Origin of the sequence: Streptomyces ureilyticus, from assembly GCF_011045025.1 — a bacterium.
In the GTDB taxonomy this organism is placed as follows: Bacteria; Actinomycetota; Actinomycetes; order Streptomycetales; family Streptomycetaceae; genus Streptomyces; species Streptomyces ureilyticus.
In genome coordinates this window covers 12,433-31,039 of sequence record NZ_JAAKZX010000014.1, presented here as the reverse complement: position 1 = coordinate 31,039, position 18,607 = coordinate 12,433, and the positions used below count along the sequence as shown (strand labels likewise).

Genomic DNA, 18,607 nt, shown 5'->3' with positions numbered 1-18,607 from the left:
GTTGCCTGCCCGTTCGCCGGGCTTCGGAAAGAGCTGTGCCCCGGGCTGTGTGCAATGCAGTGACAGTGCTCCGGGGCGCACGTATCCGAGGCTAACACGGAACTTCCAGTCAAGGAGAGGAACAGCGGTGACGGAGGACGAGGCCAAGCGCATTGTCGACGCCATCTCGGCGGAGCGGTTCCAGCCGTTTCTCGACGAGTGCGGCGGCGACTTGGCCATGGCGCTGCGTCTGTACTGCTGGGACGGCGAGATCTCCCGCGCCTTCCTCGGCGTGCTGCGCGACTTCGAGGTCGCCATGCGGAACTCGTTCCACGCCAAGCTGAGCGGACGATACAACCGCACGGACTGGTGGGACTCCCCGCGCGTCCAGCTCACCACCAAGGGACGCGAGCAGGTGCGAAGTGCCCAGCAGGCCCTCCACCGTGAGTACGGCGCCGGCTTCACCGCGGACGACATGGTGGCCAAGTTGACGCTCGGCTTCTGGGTGGGCCTGACCGGCCGTGGCCTCAACTACGAGATGCAGTTCTGGAACCCGGCTCTGCGTCATACGTTCCGTGGTTACCAGGGCCGCCGTGGCGCACTGCAGCAACAGCTGGACCACGTACGCAAGTTCCGCAACCGCATCGGCCACCACGAGCGGATCTGCCACCGCCACTTGCCGAAGGACTTCGACACCCTGCTCAAACTCATGCACTACGTGTCGCCCGAGAAGGCCGCGCTGCACCGGCAGCACAGTCAGGTGCCGGCTGTCCTTGCCCGCAAAGCGGCCGTGCTCTCCGGTCGGGAACCGGTGAGGGTCTGATGGCAGAGGCGACTTCGAGGACCGGACCCGCGCCCTACGCTCCTGTGACGCTCGGCGAGATCAAGGAACTTGCCGGAGTCGGTCGGCCCACGGTCAGCAACTGGCGGCGCCGGTTCTCACGTGCAGCCCTGGCCTCGGCCAAGGACCGGCGCCCGCCCTTCCCCGAGCCGATCGGCGGTAGCGAGAGCAAGCCCCTCTTCGACGCGCTCGAGATCGCGGACTGGCTGAGTCTGCGCCCCGTTCCCGACACGGAGCCGGACGGGAGCGGCAAGGTCCCCACCTACGGTGACCGGTTCCGGCAGGGGCTGAAGCTACGACGCCTCGTGACGCTGAAGCACCACCTGGGCTCGACGGAGACTCTGATCGCGCAGGCTCTGGCGACCCTGGCCATGTGGGGCGAGGGAGAGAATCTCCTGCCCGAGTATCTCCCGGAAGGACTGCGAGAGGACTACACCGCGGCCGGACCCGAGGTGCGGCAAGCGGTCTCGTCCCTCAGGTACGAGATCGGCTCACTGGGCAGGGCGGCCGACGCGATCCTCGGCATCGACGAGGACCTGGAACTGGCCAAGCGCCTGGAATCCGACCTCGTCATGGACACGGTGCCACGAGAGATCGTCGCTCTCGTGGCCTCGCTCATCGGACCGAACGAGGGTGGCCCTGACCAGCGTTCCACCATCAGTCTGTGCGCGGGCCTGGGCGAGCTGCTCCTCGGCATGGACGGCGGCCCGACCGGCAGGCTGCGAGGCCACGGCGAGCTGGTGGCGGTCGAGCCCGACCCCTTGCGGCGAAAGCTCCTGGCGTACCGACTCCTCAGCCACGAGATGTTCACGGACGTCTGCCCGAGCCCGTCGGATCTGGACACCCCGCGCTGGTGGGGAGGAGCACCAGGAGCCGAGCCGTGGACCTTCTCCACGGCCGACATCGTGCTGGCCTCCCCCCCGTACGCCTCAGGGGAGCGGGAACGAGACGAGAAAGGACCTCTGTGGTGGGCGCAGGAAGCGGTCCGGCGCCTCAACCCTGACGGGCATGCCTATGCCGTTGTCCCGACATGGACGCTGACCCGTACGCGTGGAGCAGCTCCTGCCCCGACGGTCGATGCTCGTGAGCAGCTACTCGCTCAGGGCAGCGTCGAGGCGATCGTCCAACTCCCTCGCCGTATCCACCCGTTCCGCACAGGTGCGGAGTACGCACTGCTGGTCCTCCGCCCGCCGACGTACGAAGCCTCCGACCAGCAGGTCCTCCTCATTGACGCCGACCGCATCGCGCAGCGGGCGGGCGGGCGGAAATGGATCGGCGAAGTCGCGCAGCTGGTGCTCGCCGAGGGCGAGCCCGATCCACGTGATGCGCGATCGGTATCGCTGCGGTCCTCATATCCGGGCGGGGAGCAACTGCTCGACAGCCGCTCCGTGCTGCCCGCACACCGAATCGTTACCGCCGAGACCGGTGTCGACCACTTCGAGGAGACCGTCACCGCACGGCGGGCCGCGATGGCGGCGATGCCGCAGCTGCGCGACTGGCTCGCCGCCATGGGTATCGCCAAGCGCCGTACGCCGGTCCGGCACCGCAAACTCGACCAGCACGTCACGGCGGGGCAGTTGAAGTCACTCGGCGGGCACCGCATCAAGGACGCCGACATCGGGGAGGCCGGCCTGCCGGTGATCGGCCGCGAGGAGATGGCGGGTGAACTCCCGGTCGGGCAGCGGCGGATCAGCCCGGAGGCTCTGGCGGCCTACTCGTCCGCCAAGATCACGGAACGGGGCGATGTGATCGTGCTCGCTGAGCAAGGGGTGCGCTGCCAGGTGGACGAGGCGGGCGGATGCGTACTGCTGTCCCCTGTCCAGGGACTGCGGATCGCCGGGTACCGCGAGTTCCTCGTGGCAGTGGCCAAGGGCGAGCCCGTCGGCCCGGACGCGTTGTGGATGCGCCCCCACGCGCTGGCCCAACTGCTGCAGTCCCCACGTAACCAGCACCGCGGAAGCGGTTCTCTCGTACGGCGCGTCAGCGTGCGTGACATGGATCTGCCGCAGCTTTCACCCGAGGAAATTGCCGAACTGGAGGCGATCCTGACGGAGACGGAACGGCTACGCGCTGATGTGCGCAGGCAGTTGGCGGCCCTCGACCACCTCGCCGCGCGTATCGCGGCCGGGGTAGCCGACGGTGACCTGGCGTTGCGGCGGCGCTGATCGGCAGTGCCCGTAGGACCTGTAGGACAGTTCCCCGAAGAAGAGAGAAGAGAGCTCCCGTGCCCCCACGTAAGAAGAAGGAAACCAAGCCACAGCCCATGAAGGCGATCCTGTGGGCCTCCGCCGACAAGCTGCGCGGAAGCCTCGACGCCGCCGAGTACAAGCACTTCGTGCTGGGGCTCGTGTTCCTGAAGTACGTCTCGGAGGCGATGTCCGAGAAGCGGGCACAGCTGGAGGCCGAGCTGCGGTCGGGCGGCGGGATCATTGCCGAACTCGGCTTCGAGGACGAGGCACCGGAGGAGCTGATCCTCCAAACCCTGGAGGAGCGCACGCAGTACACGGGCGCCGGGATCTTCTACGTGCCGCCGACGGCGCGGTGGGAGGTCGTACTGGAGCGGGCCAAGGGGACGTTGGGCGACCCGAGTCTCGGCAAGGTCATCGACACGGCGATGGAGACGATCGAGAAGTTCAACTCCTCGCTGAAGAACACGCTGCCGAAGCAGTACAACAGCGGCCGGGTGGACGAGACGACCCTCGCCGGCCTGGTGAAGCTCTTGGACCGGCTCACCTTCCAGGCCCAGGTGGGCAAGGACGGCAGGCGGGTCGGAGCGCGGGACCTCATGGGTGAGGTGTACGAGTACTTCCTCGCGCAGTTCGCCCTTCAGGAAGGGCGCAAGGGCGGCGAGTACTTCACGCCGGCGAGTGTGGTGAAGCTGCTCGTCGAGATGCTGGAACCGGAGGAGGGCGAGCGGGTCCTGGACCCGGCGTGCGGTTCGGGCGGCATGTTCGTGCAGGCCGAGAAGTTCATCGAGAAGCATGACGGTGACCGCTTCAACGTGTCCGTGTACGGCCAGGAGCGCAACCTCACGACGTGGCGCCTGGCGCACATGAATCTCGCGATCCACGGGATTGAGGCGGACCTGGGTGAGGAGCCGGCGGACTCCTTCCACAGCGACCAGCACGGGGGCCTGAAGGCGGACGTGGTGCTGGCCAACCCCCCGTTCAACATCTCGGACTGGGGCGGGGAACGGCTCGGGATGGACGACCGGTGGGTGTACGGGACGCCGCCGGTCGGCAACGCGAACTTCGCCTGGATCCAGCACATGGTGAGCAAGCTGGCGCCCGGGGGGCGGGCGGGGGTTGTTCTGGCGAACGGGTCGATGAGCAGTAAGTCGGGAGGCGAGGGGGATATTCGGCGGGCCATGGTCGAGGGGGATCTGGTGGCTTGCATGGTGGCGTTGCCAGCGCAGTTGTTCCGGTCGACCCAGATTCCGGCTTGTTTGTGGTTCTTGGCAGACGGCAAGGGGCGACATTCGAAATGGGTTCGAGGGCGGAAAGGGGAGGTGCTGTTCATCGACGCATCCAAAATGAGTGAGCTGGAGCCAGGAAGCCGGACAGTAAAGCGTCTGCGACTAGAGGAGATCAATCGAATCGCAGACACGTTTCGGGCCTGGCGAGGGGCCGAGAGGGCGGGGGTTTACGAAGACGTGCCAGGTTTTTGCAGAAGCGCATCACTAAGCGAACTAAGGGATCACGACTTCGTACTAATCCCGAGTCGGCATGTAGGGATGGCCGAGGAAGCAATCGATCCGGATGCGGAGTCAGTGGAGGAAAAGGTGTCTCGGCTGGCTTCTGCACTGCGTGACAATTTTGAGGAGTCAGAACGACTCGCGAAGGTGGTTGAGGAACAGCTGAGGAGGGTTCAGTGACTGAATGGATCACCCGCACTATCGGGGACATCGCTACGGTCTTCGACGGCCCACACGCAACACCGCAAAAGACCGCGAACGGCCCCTGGTTCCTTAGCATCTCAAGTCTGGACAACGGACGTCTGGATCTGGAGGAGTCCGCGCATCTCAGCGAATCGGACTTCAAGAAATGGACGCGACGTGTCACCCCACAAGAGGGGGACCTGCTTTTCTCCTACGAGACGCGCCTGGGGGATGCTGCCCTCATGCCTGCGGGCTTGCAGGCATGCCTTGGGCGACGCATGGGACTTCTTCGACCTTACCGCGACCGAGTAGATCCTCGATTCCTTCTGTACACCTACCTTGGGCCCGAGTTTCAGAACGAGATCAAGGCCCGCGCTATCCACGGGGCAACAGTCGACCGAATCCCCCTAGTTGATCTACCAAAGTGGCCAATTCGCGTACCATCGCTTGAGCAGCAGCAGGCAGTTGTCGAGATACTCAGTGCACTCGATGAAAAATTGGCACTCAACAAGCGCATCGCCACCAATGCCCTTTCTCTCGGGCGAGCCATACTTAAGAAATATATTTGGAATGAGAACCGAGAAGTCGCAGTTAGCGACATCGCGGATCTCACCTACGGAAAGGCTCTTCCTGCGCCGAAGCGGAAAGCTGGAGAAACACCAGTGTTCGGGTGCACTGGGCAGGTAGGGTGGCACGACTCGGCCTTGACAGATACTGCATGTCCAGTGGTTGGACGAAAGGGTGCAAACGCTGGACACGTATCCTGGATGTCAAAACCAGGCTGGGTGATCGATACCGCCTACCACGTGCGACCAATCTCACCGGATCTCACTGCAGAAGCACTGTATTTCATCCTCGAATCCGCAGGATTCAAGGACCTCGTTGGAGACTCAGCCGTGCCCGGAGTCAATCGACATCTAGCACTGCGACATCTCATCCGCATCCCATCTAATGCGGAATTGAAGAGCTTTTGCGAGTACGCAAATAACCTGCTCAAGGTGTCGGTTAGTGCCGACACCGAAAACCACACCCTCGCCAGCCTTCGCGACACCCTCCTCCCCCAACTCGTAACCGGAAAGCTCCGCATCAAAGACGCCGAACGCGCCGTAGAGGAAGCCGTATGACCATCGAAAGCGAACCGACGGCGTCAGGCCCCGAAGGGACCTCCGACGCCGACGAGTTGGCCGTATCCGAGATAGAGGCCAGTCACGCCGAAGCGCTCACCTTCTCCGAGCAGGACTGGGAGATCGACGCCCTCGACAAGCTCGGTGAGCACTGGCAGCCCATCAGCGGCAAGGATCTTCGGCCCGAGCGCGATCCCGAGCGCAAGGAAGACCTCGTTCTCTACCCGCGCCTGCGTCGAGCCATCGCCACCCGCTACCCGCACCTCCCCGAGTCCGCCGTCGGGGCGGTCGTCAGTGACCTGCTGAAGCAGTCCACCGGCTCCGACATCCGCGAGAACTGGGCCTTCTACAAGCGTCTCGCCGGCGGTGTGAAGGTCACCTACGAGGAGCCCCTCACCGGAGCGGAAAAGCACGAGACGGTCTGGCCCGTCGACTTCGACAACCCTCACGGCAACGGCCTCGTCGCCGCCTCCCAGGTCCGGGTCAAGGGTGTCCGCGGCCGGGAGTTCGTCTTCGACATCGTCCTGTATGTCAACGGACTCCCCCTCGCCGTCATCGAGTTGAAAAAGGACAGCGGCCCTGACGACGCCCGCAAGGCCTACGACCAGATCCAGAACTACCGGCGCGAGCTGAAGCTCGACGGAGTGTTCCGTACGATCCTCCTCGCTGTCGCCTCCGATGGCATAACCGCCCGTCTCGGCACCCCGTTTACGTCCTGGCAGCACATGGCCCCCTGGCATGCGGACCAGGACGGCGTACTTCTCCGTAAGCACGAGCGGCGCGACGGCCGGGCTCTGGAACGGATGATCCACGGGCCACTCGACCCCGAGCGGTTGCTGGACCTCATCGCCTTCTACCTCTCCTACTCCGCCGAAGGCACAGGCGGTGACGTAGACACCGTCAAGCTCGCCAAGGCCCACCAGTACTTCGCCGTCAAGGCAGCCGTGGCCGCGACCGAGTCAGCCGTCGCCACCGACGGCAGGGCCGGCGTCGTCTGGCACACACAGGGGGCCGGCAAGAGCGAGGAGATGGTCTTCTACACCGGCAAGGTGTCCCAGACCCCCGAACTGTCGAACCCGACGGTCGTCCTGCTCACCGACCGGATCGATCTCGACAGCCAGCTCTACAGGACCTTCATCCGCAGCAACAGCCTCCACCGCCTCATCGGCGATCTCCCCGAAAAGGCGGAGAACTCGGGGCAGTTGAAGGAACTCCTCACCCGGCGCGAGAACAGTGGCGGCGTGGTCTTCACGACCCTCCAGAAGTTCCGCATCAGCAAGGAGGAGAAGGAGGCCGGCGCCCGGCACCCCGTCATCTCCGAGCGGCGCGACGTCATCGTCGTGGTCGACGAAGCCCACCGCAGCCATTACGACTTCGAGGACGGCTTCGCCCGCCATCTGCGCGACGCCCTCCCCAACGCGACCTTCCTCGCCTTCACCGGTACGCCGATCGACAACACGACCGGCAGCACCAAGGGCGTCTTCGGGCCTGTCATCCACACATACGACCTGACCCAGGCCGTCGACGACGGTGCCACCGTGCCCGTCTTCTACGAGCCGATCCTGCACAAGGTCCGGATCCCCGAGGACATCGACCTCGACGACCTCAACGCACAGGCCGAGGGGCTGGTCGAAGGACTCTCCGAAGCCGAACAGACCCGCGCCCGCCGCCGCTTCGCCTCCTTCGAGGACCTCATCGGCAACCAGGAGCGCATAGAGGATCTGGCCACCACTGTCCTCAAGCACTGGGACGTACGCCGTCGTGAGATGACCAAGCTCACCGGCAAGACCGGCAAGGGCATGATCGTGTGCTCGTCCCGCGCCATCGCCGCGCGGCTCTTCAACGCCCTCGCCCGTCTCCGGCCCGAATGGGTCGGCGAGCGGGACGAGGAGACCGAGCTGTACCCCGACAAGACCGGGAAGATCCGTGTCGTCTTCACCGGCAACGCCGGTCACGACAGCCCCGAGGTCGCCGACTACGTCCGCACACCCACCCAGCTCAAGGAGATCCAGAAGCGCGTCGTCGACGAGGACGACGAACTGGAGCTGGTCATCGTGCAGTCCCTGTGGCTGACCGGTTTCGACGCCCCGCCCCTCCACACCCTCTACCTCGACCGACGGATGCGTGGCGCTGCCCTGATGCAGGCCATCGCCCGCGTGAACCGCACCTGGGACGAGAAGCCCTCCGGTCTTGTCGTGGACTTCCTCGGTGTCGCCCACCACATCACCGCAGCTCTCGCCGAGTACTCCCCCGCCGACCGGGAACGGCGGACCATCGGCGCCCCCATCGACGAGGCGCTGTCGTCCGTGCGGCGCATGCACCAGCGGATCGAGGACTTGCTGCGGCCGTGCGGATGGCGTGAGACATTGGACGCCGACGGCTACACGGAGGCCCTGAGCACCGTCCTGGAGTTCCTCGAAGAGGCCCAACCCGAACTGGAGCCGGGCAAGCCCACCCGCCAGCAGCTCTTCATGCACTACGCACGGCTGCTCTCCCGGTCGTTCTCCCTCTGCGCCACACACCCCGACATTCAGGACCTGATACCGGACATCCACTTCTTCGCGGCCGTCCGAACCTCCCGAGAGAAGATCGTCAGCGATGAGCGGAAGGACGAGGGGCTGGCCACAGAGGCGGACGTGACCCGTCTGATCGAGCAGCTCAACGCCCAGGCTGTCGCCGCCGACGGCGTCGTCGACATCTACGACGCCGCCGGCCTCACCAAGCCGGACATCTCGCACCTGGACGAGGAGTTCATCCAGCAGGTCAGGGCCAGCAACCGTCCGGACCTGGCCATCAGGGCACTCCGCCGCGCACTCAATGCGCAGATCCGCCAGACCCACTCCGGGAACGTCGTCCGCCAGAAGGCGTTCACCGAGAAGATGCAGCAAGTGATCAATCGGTATCACAACGGCCTCATGAACTCCGCCGAGACCATCGAGCTCCTGGTCGAGGTCTCACGCGAACTCGCCGCCGACCACGCCCGGGCGAAGGAACTCGGCCTTGATGACGACGAGTTGGCCTTCTACGACGCCGTCGCCGCCAACCCCTCGGCTCTTGAGATGGGCGAGGGCGTCCTGACCGAGATCGCCCACAAGCTGTGCGACCTCGTACGCAAGGACGTCACCGTCGACTGGCGCGTCAGGGGTCAGGCTCGGGACCGCATCCGTTCGAAGGTCAAGTTCCTGCTCGGGTACTACGGCTACCCACCGGACAAGGAGCCGGAGGCCATCGAGCGCGTGCTGAAGCAGACCGAAGTCAAGGCGGAGGAGTGGGCCTGAGCGTCCCTGTGTCGCGCGGTACGTGTCGGCCGTGGGTGCCAGGCCTACGAGGCCCGGGAATGTGACAGTCGAGGGCCGAACTGTCACATTCCCGAAGGACAGCCTCCGCAGGCAGGAATCACCGGCGCCGAGCGGAAGACAGCACGCTCACCCTGGACCCGCCAAGTTCACGCCACGCTCCTTCGCCCAGCGGCTTCGACAAGCACCCGACGCGCCTCGGCATGCGGGATGGCGGTCCACTCCCCTGTCCGGCGTCAGGGCCAGCGTGCCGGAGCAGGGCGGCAGGCTGGCGCCTCTCCGTCACCGAGTGAGTAGCACAGCTCGGCATGCAGCTGCTCCGCCTCGGCCAGGCTGAGGCGGAACGCCGCGTCTGCCTTGTGCTTGCCGTCGTACAACAGCCACAGCGGCAGCAGTACGCCGTCGTCGGTCGCCGTCATCCGCTTGCCGGGGATGCGGTCGACTCGCCAGCCACGGGCGGGATTTGAAGCAGTCATGCGAGCCTTCCCTTCGTCACATGGAGTTGCCGAATGCCTCTACAGCGTGACGGAGTGCGGGCTACGCTCGGTAGTGGAGGGGCGTAGGCCCGTACGTCAGGACCACAGGGGACGATCCGTGCCACCACGCAAGTCCAACCCGAGCCGCAGTAACCATCACAACGGGTCAGCACGAGAGGTGCTGGCCAAGGAACTGGCTCGGCTGCGCGAGGCATCCGGCAAGTCGCTGACCGACCTCGCGAACGAGACGACGTACGACCGGACGTATCTGCACAAGCTGGAGACGGGGGTCAAGCTGGGGTCGCCGGAGGTCATGGCGGCACTCGACAGGGTGTACGGAACTGATGAACACCTCGGCGATCTTTGGGAGTTGGCCAAGGAAGACGTCTTCCAGGACAGGTACAAGCGCTTCATGGAGCTGGAGAAGCGGGCAACTGTGCGCTACGAGTACGCCGTCGGCGCGCTCCCCGGACTGCTCCAGACCGAGGAGTACGCCTACGAGGTCCTGGCGTTGAGGTTCCGTGGCGAGGATCAGGAACTGGAGGAGCAGCTCGCCGCGCGTATGAGCCGCCAGAAGCTGCTGCACGGCGAGGGCGCTCCTCACTTCCGCGCGGTTCTGGACGAAGCCTCGCTGCGGCGCACTACGCGCGACAAGGAGGCCTGGAAGCGGCAGTTAGAGCACCTCTTGGCCACCGCCGAACAACCAAAGGTCACGCTCCAGGTGTTGCCCTTCTCAGCTGGGCTACACCTCCTGATGGGGACAGCACTCACGATCCTTTGGCTGCCGGACGGCAAGTCGGCGGCGTACACCGAGACCAACGTGAACGGCGACCTGTTCGAAGAACCGACTGACGTCGAGCGGCTGAAGCTGTCTTACGATCTGCTTCGAGACTCCGCCCTGTCGCCACAGGAATCCGTGGGGTTGATCCGTCAATTGATGGAGGACTGCGCGTCATGCGATCCCCCCGACCCGACCTGAGCACCGCCGTCTGGCGCAAGTCGAGCTACAGCAACTCCGACGGGGGCAACTGCGTAGAGGTGGCCCGCAACGACCCAACCATCGTCCCCGTCCGCGACAGCAAGCACCTCGCAGCCCCCGCCCTGATCATCGCCGCCCCTGCCTGGACGGCTTTCATCAGCCACCTCAAGGGCTAAGGCCACCGCCCCTCCCCGTGTCAGACCCACATGAGAGGCTGACCCCGCCCAGCACCAAGGGCAGGGAGGGGGAAGTCGCGTGTACGTATCCGGAATTGGCTTTTCCAACGTCAAGGGGTTCACCGGAGCCCGCGCCGTCGATGAACTCCCGCTGCCCACGAAGGACGGCGGCAGCTGGACCGTCATCGCTGGGCGCAACGGCTCCGGAAAGTCCACGCTGCTCCGGGCCCTCGCGCTGGCCCTCGCCGGGCCCCAGGTCGCCCGTACCCTCGTACAGGATTTCAGGGGCTGGATCACCACTGGTGAGCAGTCGGCCTGGGCTCAGGCAGTCGTCCAACGCGACCCTGGCGTCGACCGCCTCACCGGCAGTGGCGGAGCACCCAGCGGTCGTATCGTCCTCGGGCTGGACTGGACCCTCCCAGAAGGCGCGACCCACCGGCAGAACTACGGCTTACCCCCACAACCGCACTTGGCTCCGTACGACGGCGAGGAGTTCGGCTGGAGAGGCGCGGCACGCGGCCCCTGGGCCGATAACCCCCAAGGCTGGTTCTGCGCCGCCTACGGCCCATTCCGTCGCCTCACGGGCGGTGCCGGCGACGCCCAGCGGCTGATGCTCGCTCCGGGCCCGGCGGGCCGTATGGCTTCGCTCTTCAATGAGGATGCCTCCCTGGCCGAAGGAGTGGCCTGGCTCAAGGAACTGCGCCATCGCAGCCTCGAAGACCAGACGGATGCCGCCATCCTCATGAAGACCGTTCTGGCACTGCTCTCCGATGGCCTCCTCCCCGACGACTACCGCGCGTTACGCGTCACTGCCGACGGGCTGTGGATCGCCCCGAACGACCATCCTGAACGCGCTCATCCTCTCTGGGAGCTGAGTGATGGCTTCCGTACCGTCACTTCACTCGTCCTGGACATCGTCCGCCAGTTGCAGAACGCGTACGGGACGCTCGACTTCGCCCTGGACGACGAACAACGTCCCGTCGTCCGGATGCCCGGCGTCGTCATCATCGACGAGATCGACGCGCACCTCCACGTCACCTGGCAGCGGCGGATAGGGGACTGGCTGCGGACGCACTTCCCGCGGATCCAGTTCATCGTCACCAGCCACAGCCCGTACATCTGCCAGGCGGCAGATCCGGGTGGTCTCATCCGCCTGCCCGGCCCCGAGGAGGAGCGCGGGCCCGAGATCGTAGACGACGCGCTCTACCACCGCATCGTCTACGGCAGCGGGGAGGACGCAGCCCTCTCCGAGCTCTTCGGCCTGGAGACTCCGTACTCCAGCCGGGCCGAGGAGCGGCGCGCACGGCTCGTACGGCTGGAACGGAAGGTATTCGACGACGAGGCCAGCGAGGAGGAACTCCGCGAATACCGCGAGTTGAGCGATCTCCTCACCAGCTCGCTCTCGGCACGTGTGGACGAAGTGGCGGCGAGACTGGGAGGGCGCCGGTGATCCCGTTACGGAGACCCGCTCCGACGGCGAGACTCACCCGGCTGTGCGAGAGCCGGACGCTGAAGATCAAGGAGCAGGGCGCCACGGTTGAGGCAGCAACGTCGCAGTGGGACAAGGCCCAAGCCGCCAAGGAGGCGATACGTTCCCTGCTCCAGCCCATGGCACCTGGTATCCGGCGGTGCATGTATTGCCTGGACAATCTCGGCACCGACATCGATCACTTCGAGCCCAAGGCACTCGCGCCCCTGCGGACCTTCGACTGGCTCAACCACTTGCTCGCCTGTTCGTTCTGCAACAGCAACGCCAAGCGGGAGGAGTACCCCTGCGACGAAGTGACCGGTGAGAGCCTCCTGATCGACCCAACCGTCGACGACCCGGCCGACCACCTCAAGTTACTTCCGGCCTCGGGGAAGTACCGGGCGATCACAGCCAAGGGCTGCCACTCGATCCGGGTCTTCGACCTCAACCGCGAGGACTTACGTCTCGGCCGCGTGCGGATGTACCGCCTGTGCAAGGATCTGCTGCCGGTCTGGCACGCCAAGGTGCTCCGGGATGACCTCGCAGGAGCCGAGGAGACGGCTGCGGTTCTGCGCGCGGAACCGTTCGGCGACGTGCTGCGGGCGCTTCGGCGACGTGCCCGTACACCCTCGATGGCAGAACTGACCTTCGGCACAGCGTTGGGCGCGGCGCTGGTGGCGTGGGACCGGACCGACGGCTGAGCCGGCCCGGCCCTCAGGCCTCAGGCGCAGGCTTCAGAACGGAAAGAAGCTCCGCCCATGCTGCACAGAGATCCACTTCTGTGTCGTGAACGCCTCTACCGTCGCCTCGCCGTTCAGGCGGCCGATGCCGGAGGACTTTTCGCCGCCGAAGGCGACCAGGGGCTCGTCGTGGACCGTGCCGTCGTTCACGTGGAACATGCCTGAGTCGATCTGCTTGGCGAAGGAGACGCCGCGCTCGATGTTGGCCGTGTGCACGGCGCCGCTCAGGCCGTACGGGGTGTCGTTGACGAGGCGTACGGCCTCCTCCTCGCCGTCGAACGGGATGAGGAGCGCGACCGGGCCGAAGATCTCCTGCTGGAGGATCGACGCGCCGGCGGGCAGGTCCGTCAGGACGCTGGGCTCGACGAGGTTGTCGGTGGTGGAGCCGTGCACGAGCGCGGTGGCGCCCTCGGCGATCGCCTGGTCGACGGCGCCCGAAAGGGCGTCCGCCTGCGAGGAGTTGATGACCGGGCCGATGACCGTCTGCGGGTCGCGCGGGTCGCCCGCCTTGAGGGTCTTCACCTTGGCGACGAACTTCTCGGTGAACTCCGCCTCGAGCGAGCGGTCCACGAGCACGCGGTTGGCGGCCATGCAGACCTGGCCCTGGTGGACGTACCGGCTGAAGACGGCCGCGTCGACCGCGTAGTCGACGTCGGCGTCCTCGAGGACCACCAGCGCGCTGTTGCCGCCGAGTTCGAGGATGGCGCGCTTGAACTGCGAAGCGCAGACCGTGGCGACGTGGCGGCCCACCTTGTCGGAGCCGGTGAAGGAGATGACCTTGGGGACCGGGTGCTCGATGAAGGCGTCGCCGATCTCCGCGATGTCGGTGATCACGACGTTCAGCAGGCCGGCCGGCAGCCCCGCGTCCTCGAAGATCTTCGCGACCAGGGAGCCACCGCAGATCGGCGTGTTCTGGTGCGGTTTGAGGACCACGGCGTTGCCCAGCGCCAGGGCGGGCGCGACGGACTTCAGCGACAGCAGGAAGGGGAAGTTGAAGGGGCTGATCACACCGACGACGCCGACGGGGACGCGGTAGACGCGGTTCTCCTTGCCGTCGACCGGCGAGGGGATGATCCGGCCCTCGGGACGCAGCGCCACATGGATCGCCTCGCGCAGGAACTCCTTGGCGAGGTGGAGTTCGAAGCCCGCCTTCAGATGCGTACCGCCGAGCTCGGCGATGATCGTATCGGCGATCTCCTGCTCGCGGTCCTCGATGATCCGCAGGGCCTTCTCGAACACCCCGCGCCGTGCGTACGCGTTGGTCGCGGCCCATTCCTTCTGAGCACGGGCGGCCGCCTTGTAGGCCTGATCCACTTCGTCGACCGTGGCTATGGTGATCGACGCCAACTTCTCGCCGTCGTACGGGTTGAAGTCGATGATCTCCCAGGACCCCGTCCCCGGACGCCATTCTCCGTCGATGTACTGCTGAGCCAGGTCCGTGAAGTAGGACGACATGTGACCCTCAATCCCCGATTCATGGTCAAGGTCTGATCACGCGTCATCGTACTTGTGGCCCAAGGGACTTGGGACAGATCTGGGAGAACCTGTGAAACTTTCAAGGAAGAGGACGTTCAGGAAAGCTGAAGCAGACCCCGCAGCACGTCCCGGCTCTCGTTCGGCCCCGGGCTGTCGTCCTGGAGCTGCTGCATCGCCTTCCCGTACTGCGTGACGTCCTCCTGCTTGTCCAGATACAGCGCGCTGGTGAGCTGCTCCAGATAGACCACGTCGGACAGATCGGACTCGGGGAAGGTGAGCACCGTGAAGGCGCCGCTCTCGCCGGCGTGCCCGCCGAAGCTGAACGGCATGACCTGAAGCCGTACGTTCGGCCGCTCGGACACCTTGATCAGATGCTGGAGCTGACCCCGCATCACTTCCCGGTCGCCGTACGGGCGTCGCAGTGCCGCTTCGTCGAGTACGACATGGAAGTCCGGGGCGCTGTCGGACAGCAGGTACTTCTGGCGCTCCATGCGCAGCGCCACGCGCTTGTCGATGTCGGACACGCTGGCGTTCTTCATGCCGCGCTCGACGACCGCGTGCGCGTACGCCTCGGTCTGCAACAGACCGTGCACGAACTGCACTTCGTACGACCGGATCAGGGACGCCGCGCCCTCCAGGCCGACATAGGTCGGGAACCAGGTGGGCAGCACGTCCGAGTAACTGTGCCACCAGCCCGCGACGTTGGCCTCCTTGGCGAGGGAGAGCAGTGAGTTGCGCTCCGTCTCGTCGGTGATGCCGTACAGCGTCAACAGATCCTCGACGTCACGCGTTTTGAAGCTCACCCTCCCCAGTTCCATGCGGCTGATCTTCGACTCGGAGGCGCGGATCGAGTACCCGGCCGCCTCCCGCGTGATCCCCCGCGACTCCCGCAGCCGCCTGAGTTGCGAGCCGAGCAGCATGCGACGTACCACCGATCCCGACTCTTGCGCGCTCACGTTCGTCAGCCTCCCCAACCGTCTTCAGGGGCCGCAGTCTGCCACTAAATCACTCCTCGGTGTACTCGTTCGGTTACACAAACGGCAAGACCCGCGGGGCGGTTGGACAGGAAGTGACAAGGCGAAGACCGGCCAGAGGGAGGCCGGAGGGGTTCGAAGGAGGGTCGGAAGGAGGGTCGGAGGGAGTTTCGAGAGAGGTCTGACGGGCGTCAACGGCAAGAAAGCGGCAAGAAGATGGCGGAAAAAATGAGCAAGAAGTGGTACGTCAAGGTCCAATTCAGGCGCGTGCACGTGCATCTGCCCTTGCATCTGCCGTACGCATTCGGAACCATGGTCCCGCGCCACCGCTGCATCGCAACGACCGCGAATTCCCGGGAGTGCCTCGCATGGGGACGAATGGATCGACCATGCTCGAGCCGTTACGGCAGGGCCTTCCGCCACTGGATCCCGCGGCCGTGTCCAACGCCGCTTCTTGTGCTCTGCCCGCTCGCTACGAAGCGGTGCGCGACGCGCGGAAGTTCACGCGTGGAACTCTGGACGAGTGGGACATAGGCGACCGCTTCGACGACGTCTGCCTGGTGGTCTCGGAACTCGTCACCAACGCGCTGCGGCATGCGCTCCCCTCGGACACCCCACGCGGACCCGAGCAAGGCCCGCCCGTGCGGCTGCACTTGATGCACTGGACCGGGAGACTCGTGTGCGCCGTGCGCGACCCCAGTCACGACAGTCCGGAGGCGCGCGACTCGGACGACTGCTCGGCGGAGTCGGGGCGCGGACTGTTCCTGGTGGACTCGTTCGCGGACAGCTGGGGATGGCACCCGCTCGCGGGCGCGCTCAACGGCAAGGTCGTGTGGGCGCTGTTCCGGCTCCATACGGCCGGCTGAGGAACCGCGGCGTTTTTTCGCGCCGCGGTTCTACGCGCGTTACGGCGTGCGAGGGGGCGATCGCCCTCAGTTGCCCGCCACCAGGTGGTCGAACTCGCCGTCCTTGATGCCCAGGAGCATGGCCTCGATCTCGGCGCGCGTGTAGACGAGCGCGGGCCCGTCCGGGAAGCGCGAGTTGCGCACCGCCACCTCGCCTCCGGGCAGCCGGGCGAACTCCACACAGGAGCCCTGCGAGTTGCTGTGCCTGCTCTTCTGCCAGGCCGCCCCGTACAGCTCCGTGGCAGCCATGCCGTTGTACACGTCGTGGTCCACAGGTCGCTCCCCGGTGGCGCAGTTGGCGTTTCTGGTGCCAGTGATGCAGTGGTCAATTGACCCGGATCATAGCCCTCTTCACGTGCGGATGCATGGGCAGATGCACGTGCACGCGCGGTGGCCCTGCGGTTACAGCGGCCCCGCGCGCCTCACACGTTCACAGCCGTACCAAGCGCCTGCCCCGGAGATCGCATGGCATGCGGCCTCCGGCCCCGTACTGGGCTCGTGCCGGTCTCGTACTGGTCCCGTACGGGTCGAATCCCTCGTTCTATAGGAACAGACGCATCTCGCACGGTTTGTGTTCCATTGAACAGTCGCCGAACTGACCGGCCGTCAACGACGACGGCCCTCCACCGGCGGCGGGAACACCGCTGGTGAAGGGCCGTTGAGACGGCGCGTGACTACCGTGACGCGTACGGCAACAACGCCATCTCCCGTGCGTTCTTGATCGCGCGCGCCAACTGGCGCTGCTGCTGGGAAGAAACCCGGGTGACCCGGCGGCTGCGGATCTTGCCCCGGTCCGAGATGAACCTCCGCAGCAGGTCGGTGTCCTTGTAGTCGATATACGTGATCCCGGCCACGTCCAGCGGGTTGGGGCGGGACTTCTGGGGCTTGCGCTCGGGCTTGCGGGGCATGGGGTCAGACCTCCAGGAGGGTGTCGAAGGCGGGCGGGAGCTGCTTCCAGGCGGTGCGGCCCGCCGCGTACTCCGCCTCGGTCAACAGGCAGGACTCCAGGACCCGTTCAAGGCCGTCGCGGTCCAGGCCCGGGGATGTGAAGACCAGGTGCTGGCAGCAGTCGCCGTGCTCCGGGTGCCAGTCGAGGGCAGCCGCGGCGCGGCGCACCGGCGGCACCATCTCCCAGGCCGCGTCCGGCAGCGAGGCCAGCCACGGGCCCGCGTTCTCCACGCACAGGGCACCCCCGGCCGCGTCCCAGTGCAGCAGGGTGTCGGGCCGGTCCGCGAGCCAGAACCGGCCGCGACTGCGGGCCGCGGCACAGGTCAGGTCCTCCAGCGCCGCGTACAGCCGCTCCGGATGGAAGGGACGCCGACGGGTCCATACGAAAGTGGAGACACCGCACTCGTCGGCCTCGGCCGGCAGCAGTGCACAGGCCGGGTGCTGGGCGGCAGCGGCGGCTTCCACGTCGAAGCCGGCCAGCGCGGCGCCCGCCAAGCCACCGTGGCCGAGCGGGACTTGGCGGGCAGTCGGATGGAGTTGTGCCAGCAGCGCCCGGTCCTCGTCATCGGCCGCCTCGGACTCGACGACGGCGAGCACGGGCGCGTACTCCAGCTGACGCGCGAACGTGTCCGCGATCGTGCGCTGGTCGGTGGCGGCAGCGGCGAGGCCCGCATCCGCGAGATCGTCGCCGTTGCCGAGATACGGAAGCACCAGCGCGGGGTCGACGGCAGTGATCACGCCGGTCAGCCGGAGCCCGGCGCCCGCGACGACCTCGGCCATCGCCTTGGGCTCGACCGACTCCCACAGCTCCACGACCGCGAGCTGTGTCGTCCCGTCCTCCGCGAGCCGCTCCAGCTCGGGCACCAGGTCCTCGCGCAGCGCACAGCACGCGCAGTCGTTGACGAGCTGCGCCTCACCGATCGACACCGGCCCGTCGCTGTTGCGGATTGTCCGGACGACCGTGCCCTGCACGGCGGTTGCGAGGTCATGGTGCAGCGCGACGGCCCCCGGTACGTCCGCGAGCAGCCGGTCGACGGCCGCCTTGCGGGCATCGGCGTGCAGTCCGCCGACGATGGCGACGGACAGCATCAGCGGGCCCCGCGCTTCCCGTACCGCTGCTCGAAGCGCTCCACGCGGCCCGCCGTGTCCAGCACACGGGCCGTGCCCGTGTAGAAGGGGTGGCTGACGTTCGAGATCTCGACGTCGACGACCGGGTAGGTGTTGCCGTCCTCCCACTCGATGGTCTTCTCGCTCGTCATGGTCGAGCGGGTCAGGAAGGCGTGGTTCGCGGCACGGTCGCGGAAGACGACAGGGCCGTACGCCGGATGAATCCCCTCACGCATCGGGA

17 protein-coding genes are annotated in these 18,607 nt (G+C 66.3%); 10 read left to right on the top strand and 7 right to left on the bottom strand.

From position 1 onward, the window contains the following. Positions 1-127 precede the first annotated feature (127 nt). The 5 genes from G6048_RS07035 (at position 128) to G6048_RS07015 (ending at position 9,099) form a co-directional block, all read left to right on the top strand. Positions 128-802: an Abi family protein gene (locus G6048_RS07035; RefSeq protein WP_165338577.1), complete on the top strand. Its 675-nt coding sequence runs from the start codon at positions 128-130 to the stop codon at positions 800-802. Then, on the top strand, positions 802-2,985 hold the full coding sequence (locus G6048_RS07030; RefSeq protein WP_165338576.1) for an N-6 DNA methylase: 2,184 nt from the start codon (positions 802-804) through the stop codon (positions 2,983-2,985). The genes G6048_RS07035 and G6048_RS07030 overlap by 1 nt, the downstream gene beginning before the upstream one ends. A 98-nt stretch (positions 2,986-3,083) precedes the next feature. After that, positions 3,084-4,694, top strand: a complete 1,611-nt coding sequence (locus G6048_RS07025) for a class I SAM-dependent DNA methyltransferase (RefSeq protein ID WP_206341274.1) — start codon at positions 3,084-3,086, stop codon at positions 4,692-4,694. Beyond that, the gene (locus G6048_RS07020) at positions 4,691-5,821 is read left to right on the top strand and encodes a restriction endonuclease subunit S (RefSeq protein ID WP_165338574.1); all 1,131 of its coding nucleotides are present in this window, start codon (positions 4,691-4,693) and stop codon (positions 5,819-5,821) included. The genes G6048_RS07025 and G6048_RS07020 overlap by 4 nt, the downstream gene beginning before the upstream one ends. After that, complete coding sequence (locus G6048_RS07015) at positions 5,818-9,099, top strand: type I restriction endonuclease subunit R (protein ID WP_165338573.1); 3,282 nt, start codon at positions 5,818-5,820, stop codon at positions 9,097-9,099. The genes G6048_RS07020 and G6048_RS07015 overlap by 4 nt, the downstream gene beginning before the upstream one ends. A 254-nt stretch (positions 9,100-9,353) precedes the next feature. Here G6048_RS07015 and G6048_RS07010 read toward each other — a convergent pair whose 3' ends face one another. Further along, positions 9,354-9,593: a hypothetical protein gene (locus tag G6048_RS07010; RefSeq protein ID WP_165338572.1), complete on the bottom strand. Its 240-nt coding sequence runs from the start codon at positions 9,591-9,593 to the stop codon at positions 9,354-9,356. A gap of 118 nt (positions 9,594-9,711) precedes the next feature. Between G6048_RS07010 and G6048_RS07005 the strand changes: the two genes are divergently transcribed. From G6048_RS07005 to G6048_RS06990, 4 genes are all read left to right on the top strand, one after another. Continuing rightward, positions 9,712-10,572 (top strand): helix-turn-helix domain-containing protein, encoded by an 861-nt coding sequence (locus tag G6048_RS07005; protein WP_328825690.1) that lies wholly within the window; start codon positions 9,712-9,714, stop codon positions 10,570-10,572. Beyond that, positions 10,548-10,748 (top strand): DUF397 domain-containing protein, encoded by a 201-nt coding sequence (locus G6048_RS07000; RefSeq protein WP_165338570.1) that lies wholly within the window; start codon positions 10,548-10,550, stop codon positions 10,746-10,748. Before G6048_RS07005 ends, G6048_RS07000 begins: the two co-directional genes overlap by 25 nt. Before the next feature lie 79 nt (positions 10,749-10,827). Continuing rightward, positions 10,828-12,198 (top strand): AAA family ATPase, encoded by a 1,371-nt coding sequence (locus G6048_RS06995; RefSeq protein WP_165338569.1) that lies wholly within the window; start codon positions 10,828-10,830, stop codon positions 12,196-12,198. Continuing rightward, positions 12,195-12,917, top strand: a complete 723-nt coding sequence (locus G6048_RS06990) for an HNH endonuclease family protein (protein ID WP_165338568.1) — start codon at positions 12,195-12,197, stop codon at positions 12,915-12,917. Before G6048_RS06995 ends, G6048_RS06990 begins: the two co-directional genes overlap by 4 nt. Before the next feature lie 33 nt (positions 12,918-12,950). On the opposite strand, the gene G6048_RS06985 is transcribed toward G6048_RS06990, so the two are convergent. Next, positions 12,951-14,411, bottom strand: a complete 1,461-nt coding sequence (locus G6048_RS06985; protein ID WP_165338567.1) for an aldehyde dehydrogenase family protein — start codon at positions 14,409-14,411, stop codon at positions 12,951-12,953. Positions 14,412-14,527: 116 nt separating this feature from the next. Beyond that, positions 14,528-15,352: a helix-turn-helix domain-containing protein gene (locus G6048_RS06980; protein ID WP_165338626.1), complete on the bottom strand. Its 825-nt coding sequence runs from the start codon at positions 15,350-15,352 to the stop codon at positions 14,528-14,530. A gap of 443 nt (positions 15,353-15,795) precedes the next feature. Between G6048_RS06980 and G6048_RS06975 the strand changes: the two genes are divergently transcribed. Then, on the top strand, positions 15,796-16,272 hold the full coding sequence (locus tag G6048_RS06975; protein ID WP_165338566.1) for an ATP-binding protein: 477 nt from the start codon (positions 15,796-15,798) through the stop codon (positions 16,270-16,272). Between the two features lie 66 nt (positions 16,273-16,338). Here the strand turns inward: G6048_RS06975 and G6048_RS06970 are convergent, their stop codons facing one another. The 4 genes from G6048_RS06970 to G6048_RS06955 form a co-directional block, all read right to left on the bottom strand. Next, on the bottom strand, positions 16,339-16,560 hold the full coding sequence (locus tag G6048_RS06970; protein ID WP_165338625.1) for a DUF397 domain-containing protein: 222 nt from the start codon (positions 16,558-16,560) through the stop codon (positions 16,339-16,341). A 425-nt stretch (positions 16,561-16,985) separates the two neighbouring features. Beyond that, positions 16,986-17,219, bottom strand: a complete 234-nt coding sequence (gene rpsR, locus G6048_RS06965) for a 30S ribosomal protein S18 (protein WP_165338565.1) — start codon at positions 17,217-17,219, stop codon at positions 16,986-16,988. 4 nt (positions 17,220-17,223) lie between these two features. Next, positions 17,224-18,348: a CobW family GTP-binding protein gene (locus tag G6048_RS06960; RefSeq protein WP_165338564.1), complete on the bottom strand. Its 1,125-nt coding sequence runs from the start codon at positions 18,346-18,348 to the stop codon at positions 17,224-17,226. After that, positions 18,348-18,602, bottom strand: coding sequence for a type B 50S ribosomal protein L31 (locus G6048_RS06955; protein ID WP_165338563.1), 255 nt, complete (start codon positions 18,600-18,602; stop codon positions 18,348-18,350). Before G6048_RS06955 ends, G6048_RS06960 begins: the two co-directional genes overlap by 1 nt. Positions 18,603-18,607: the final 5 nt, after the last annotated feature.